Below are 5966 nucleotides of genomic sequence, written 5' to 3' on the forward strand. Positions count from 1 at the left end.
CACTAAAGAAATTTAATAAAATAAAAGTTTAAACCACTTCAATATAAGTTGCTGTAATAAAACCTGAAGACGCATAACCACTCATGATAAAAAATTTAATTCTATTTTTTTTAATATCTAATACAATAAATTCTCAAACTACGATCAAAGGTAAAATATCAGATCTTGACGGAAATCCAATTCCAAATGCAAGTGTTGTTATAAATTATAGATCTTCAGAGGACATCATCGCTTTTTCAATCACTGATGAGAAAGGTAATTATAGTATTACTTTCTCTAAATCTCAAGATGAAATTGACATTAAAGTCAGTTCCATAGATTTTGAAACTATCAATGAAACTTTAAAAAATGAGAGCCAAAGGAAAGATTTTAGGCTAAATACTAAAGTATTCGAATTAAAAGAAGTTGTTGTAGAGTCACAGCCAATTACACAGGATGGCGATACTATAAAATACTCTGTAAATACATTTGCCAAAGAACAAGACCGAAGCATTGCTGACGTACTAAAAAGAATGCCCGGAATAGAAGTCTTATCAGACGGAAAAATTTTATACCAAGGCAAACCTATCAATAAATATTACATAGAAGGATTGGATTTACTGGAAGGTAAGTACAATTTAGCCAACGAAAACTTGCCTTATAAAGATGTAACCCAAGTGCAGATTTTAGAAAATCATCAACCCATAAAGATGTTAGACAGCCTGAAATTTTCAGATGACGCGGCTTTAAATATTAAATTAAGGAAATCCTACACATTTACCGGACAAGCAAAAATAGGTTCAGGTTTTTCTCCGTTACTATGGGAAACCAATATAACACCAATGCTTTTTACAAAAAAACAACAAATGCTTGCTTCCTACCAAAGCAATAACACCGGTAGTAATATCGCCCTGCAACTTGAATCATTAACTATTGACGATTTATTTAACCAATTTGAAAGTAGTAATGAAAAAACGAATTGGCTGTCCATCCAACAATTATCAATTCCTGATTTTTCTGAAAAACGATGGTTAGATAATAATATTCACTTACTTACTTTTAACCATTTGCAGAAGCTAAGAAAAAATTATGAACTAAGGCTAAATATTTCCTATGTAAATGACTATCAACAGCAAAATGGATATACAAATACCCAATTTATTACACCTACTAACACTATAAACCTACTTGAAGAAAAAAACAATCTATTTTTCTCTGATGCATTACAAACCAACATTACTTTACAGAAAAATGCAGATAAAAATTATTTTAAAAACTGCCTTGATTTTGAAGGTAGTTGGGATCGCCAACGTGGTTTACTTTATACAGTAAATGAAAATGTAACACAAAATCTCACAAACCATTATTTAAAAATATCTAATAGTCATAAATCCATTTTCGCTATTGGTAAACAACTATTTACTTTAAATTCATATGCAGGTTTTAATAAAACACCACAAACATTAAAAGTAGATCCCGGACAGTTTGAAGCAATTTTAAATAACAATAATCTGTATGAAGAAGTAATTCAAAGGGTTGACTTAAAAACTTTTTATACTAATAATTCATTTAGTTTTATCAAAGGTTATAATCAACTTACTCTTGAGCCAAGAGTTGGTTTTCAAATAGAAAATCAAACCTTAAATAGCCGGATTGCCACTTCAGAAAATACAATTTTGAGCGGTGAATTTTCAAATAATTTAGATTGGATGCGTTCAAAAATCTACTTTGAACTCCAAACACAATATCAAAAAAATAAATGGCGATTAGAGTTGACAACACCTGTAAATATTCAATCTTATACAATAAATGATAATCCTTTACAAGAAAAAGAAAGCCTCCATAGAACCACATTTGAGCCAAGATTATCAGTTATTTATGACCTGAATACATATTGGAAAATTAATTCTTCCGTAAGTATCACTAATCAATTTGGTACAATTAATCAATTGTATTACGCTTATATTTTACAAAACTATAGGAGCATCCAAAGAATTAACGCACCATTATTACAAACATTAAATCAAAATAAATCTCTTGGCGTTAATTTTAGAGATCCTCTCACAGCTTTGTTCTGTACTTTTATTTACACCAACTCAAAAAGCGATAATAACTTGTTATATGTCACACAAGTTTTAACTAATGGTTCAACCATAATGAAAGCCATTGAACAAAAAAATACAAGAGTAAATCAATCCGTTTCAGCACGTATTAATAAATACTTCAACAAATTAAAAACAAATGCCATCCTGAATGGCAGTTATAGTGTAACTAAATTTCAACAAATATTGAATTTTAATGACACTGCAATTAAAAACGTTAATTGGAGTTTTGGAAACAAAATTGATATTGATGTTTTTGAATGGCTTAATTTAGAATACCAATCCAATTGGACATTCTCAAAAAATAAAATCCAGGAGGAATTCAATTCAACAATTATGCAACAAAATCACTCCATGAACTTAAATTTTAACTTAAATAATAATCATTTTTTTGCTATAAAGTCTGAATATATTAACAACAATTTATTTACGGAACGCTCAGAAAACCTATTTACCGACTTAATTTACAGATATACAATAAAAAAGAAAAAAATTGATTTGGAATTTCAAATCAATAATTTATTCAACACAACCAATTTTAAAACAGTAAGCATTAGCGACTATAGTTACATCGAAACCGGTTTTAATTTACGGCCAAGGCAAGCGATGTTTAAAATTACGTTTGCATTATAATATCTCTCAATAGCAATAGGCCACTTTTTGTCATTTCTTAAGTTGAATTGGCCGAAGAAGAAATAAAAATTGTAGAGCGAATTGAATAAGCCCCTTAGAGGCAAAATCATAATAGAAACGAAATAAATACAAACAAAAAAATCCGTAGGGGGTGATATAATTGGTTTACCAACTTTATTAGTTTTTGGGGCTGCGGATAGGCCAAACAGTAATAAACCAAATTGCCAGGTACTTTTTCAAAAACTATCTGCCGGCCTTGCCCAATTAAAATTAATAACTATCTTTGCACCCAATCAGGAAAAGCCTGGTCTACATAATAATCATTTAAATAATATTAGCATGTATTTGACTAAAGAAGTTAAAGAAGAAATTTTCGCAAAACACGGCGGCGCTGCAACAAACACCGGTTCAGCCGAAGGCCAGGTGGCGCTGTTTACCTTCAGGATCAACCACCTTACAGAGCACCTTAAGAGGAACCGCCATGACTACAACACGGAGCGCTCGCTTGTGAAGCTGGTGGGTAAAAGGAGGAGTGTCCTTGACTACCTGAAGAAAAAAGATATCAACAGGTATCGTGAGATTATCAAAGAATTGAACATCAGAAAATAATCGAGATGAAAAGAGGTGCCCGCGCGCCTCTTTTTGTTTTTACATATCGGCAGAAAAAGTTTGGTTTTTCATTGGGTTCTAAACAACTACACACAACAACTACAACACAACTAAGAATCCATTGTTTAATCAAGAATTAGAATTTATGATTCCTAACGTAACTAGAGAAATCATCGATCTGGGAGATGGACGAAGCATCTCGATCGAAACAGGAAAACTTGCAAAACAGGCCGACGGCTCTGTAGTAGTACAAATGGGTAACGCAATGCTGCTGGCAACGGTAGTTTCTGCAAGGACTGCCGCACCGGGCATCGATTTTTTGCCCCTGACTGTAGATTACCGCGAAAAATTTGCCGCAGCAGGCCGTTTTCCGGGAGGCTTTTTCAAGCGCGAGGCAAGGCCAAGCGACACCGAAGTATTAACTATGCGATTAGTAGACCGCGTACTGCGCCCGCTGTTCCCGGATGATTACCATGCTGAAACGCAGGTAATGATACAGCTGATGAGCCATGATGATGAAGTAATGCCAGATGCGCTTGCAGGGCTTGCCGCTTCGGCAGCGCTCTCTGTGTCTGACATCCCTTTCCACACCCTTATATCAGAAGTGCGTGTGGGCAGGATCAACGGCCGGCTTATCATTAACCCGAGCAAATCGCAACTGGAAGAGTCAGATATTGATATGATCATCGGTGCTTCAAAAGACTCCATTGCCATGGTGGAAGGGGAAATGAAAGAGATCTCCGAAAAAGAAATGGTTGAAGCCATAAAATTTGCCCACGAGGCCATCAAGGTACAGATAGCCGCCCAGGAAAGGCTTAAAGCCGCCGCCGGAAAAGGCGAAGTGCGCGAATATGAGCCGGAGAAGAACGATGAAGCCATACAAGCGAAAGTTTATGAGCTGTCTTATGATAAATTCTTTGCCATAGCACAGGAAAGTTCGGCAAAACATGAGCGTTCTGAAAAATTCTCAGCCGTTAAAGAAGAGGTAAAAGCAGCTTTTACGGAAGAAGAACTGCTTGAAAACGGCGACCTTATAAGCAAGTACCTTTATAAAGCCCAAAAAGAGGCTGTACGTAATGTAATACTTGATCTTGGTATACGACTTGACGGAAGGAAAACCAATGAGATACGCCCTATATGGTGCGAAATTGATTACCTGCCGGGTGCTCATGGCTCATCGCTGTTTACAAGAGGCGAAACCCAGGCGCTTGCCACTGTAACGCTGGGAACATCGCGTGAGGCTAATGTTATTGACCTCCCTACGGAGCAGGGTGAAGAGAAATTTTACCTGCACTATAACTTCCCTCCTTTCTCAACCGGTGAAGCTAAACCGCTAAGGGGAACATCAAGACGCGAAGTGGGCCACGGTAACCTGGCACAGCGTGCACTTAAAAACATGATCCCTGCCGATAACCCTTATACGGTTCGTGTTGTGTCAGACGTGTTGGAATCTAACGGTTCGTCATCAATGGCTACAGTTTGTGCAGGTACACTTGCACTTATGGATGCAGGTATCCAGATGAAGAAACCGGTATCGGGTATTGCTATGGGCCTTATATCAGATGACAAGACAGGCCGCTGGGCAGTGCTTTCAGATATCCTTGGTGATGAAGACCACCTTGGTGACATGGACTTTAAAGTTACCGGTACTGCCGACGGTATTACCGCCTGCCAGATGGACATAAAGATTGAAGGCCTTAACTACGAAATTATGGAAAAAGCGCTGGAGCAGGCACGCGAAGGACGCTTACATATATTAGGTAAACTAATCGAAGTAATTGCCGAGCCAAGGCCGGAAGTAAAAAGGCATGCACCTAAAATTATTATGGTTACCATTCCGGGAGCTTACATTGGTGCGCTTATTGGCCCAGGCGGAAAAGTTATCCAGGAACTTCAGAAAGCATCGGGAACTACCATCGTTATTAATGAGGTTAACGAGCAGGGTGAAGTAGAAATCCTTGGTACAAGCCCTGAAGGTATTGATATGGTACTTAAGAAGATCGATTCAATCATATTCAAGCCGCAGGTGGGTGAAACCTATAAGGTTCGTGTTATAAAGATGCTTGATTTTGGCGCTGTGGTAGAATATGTTGATGCACCGGGCAACGAGGTACTGCTTCACGTAAGCGAGCTGGCATGGGAGCGCACCGAAAATGTAACTGATGTTGTGAATATGGGTGATGAGTTTGAGGTGAAATATATAGGTATTGATCCTAAAACGCGTAAGGAAAAAGTTTCAAGGAAAGCTTTACTGCCCCGCCCTCCAAGGGATGAGAACGCCCCGCAGCGTGAAAACCGCGGGCCGCGCGAAGGCGGCAACAGGGACAATCGTGGCCGTGACGACCGTAACTCACGTGACCGTGGGCCAAGGCAGGACAGGCGCGATGACAGGCCACGCGAAAACCGCGAGCCAAGGGAACCAAGAAATGAAAATAACGGCGGAGACGCCCCACAAGAATCTTAATTACTGATAAGGTTAATTCTGATAAGAACCCTGCTTCCTCAAAGAGGCAGGGTTATTTTATTTTATAATATTTGTTTTGAATTAAAATAACCTTTAATTTTTCCAATTTGATGTGTAATGCAAAAATTAATTTTTGAAGTGGTTTAAACTTATTTGTTAAATAAAAAAGGGTTGACGAA

The 5966-nt window shown here is 37.6% G+C and carries 3 protein-coding genes; all 3 read left to right on the forward strand.

All coding sequences use genetic code 11. The features are described 5' to 3' along the window. The first annotated feature begins 83 nt into the window (after positions 1-83). Positions 84-2714 (forward strand): carboxypeptidase-like regulatory domain-containing protein, encoded by a 2631-nt coding sequence (locus CHU92_RS01740; protein WP_094411983.1) that lies wholly within the window; start codon positions 84-86, stop codon positions 2712-2714. A gap of 339 nt (positions 2715-3053) precedes the next feature. Beyond that, positions 3054-3323, forward strand: a complete 270-nt coding sequence (gene rpsO / locus CHU92_RS01745; RefSeq protein WP_094411986.1) for a 30S ribosomal protein S15 — start codon at positions 3054-3056, stop codon at positions 3321-3323. 145 nt (positions 3324-3468) lie between these two features. After that, positions 3469-5787: a polyribonucleotide nucleotidyltransferase gene (locus CHU92_RS01750; protein ID WP_094411988.1), complete on the forward strand. Its 2319-nt coding sequence runs from the start codon at positions 3469-3471 to the stop codon at positions 5785-5787. Positions 5788-5966: the final 179 nt, after the last annotated feature.

It is taken from the genome of Flavobacterium cyanobacteriorum (assembly GCF_002251835.1).
GTDB lineage: Bacteria > Bacteroidota > Bacteroidia > Flavobacteriales > Flavobacteriaceae > Flavobacterium > Flavobacterium cyanobacteriorum.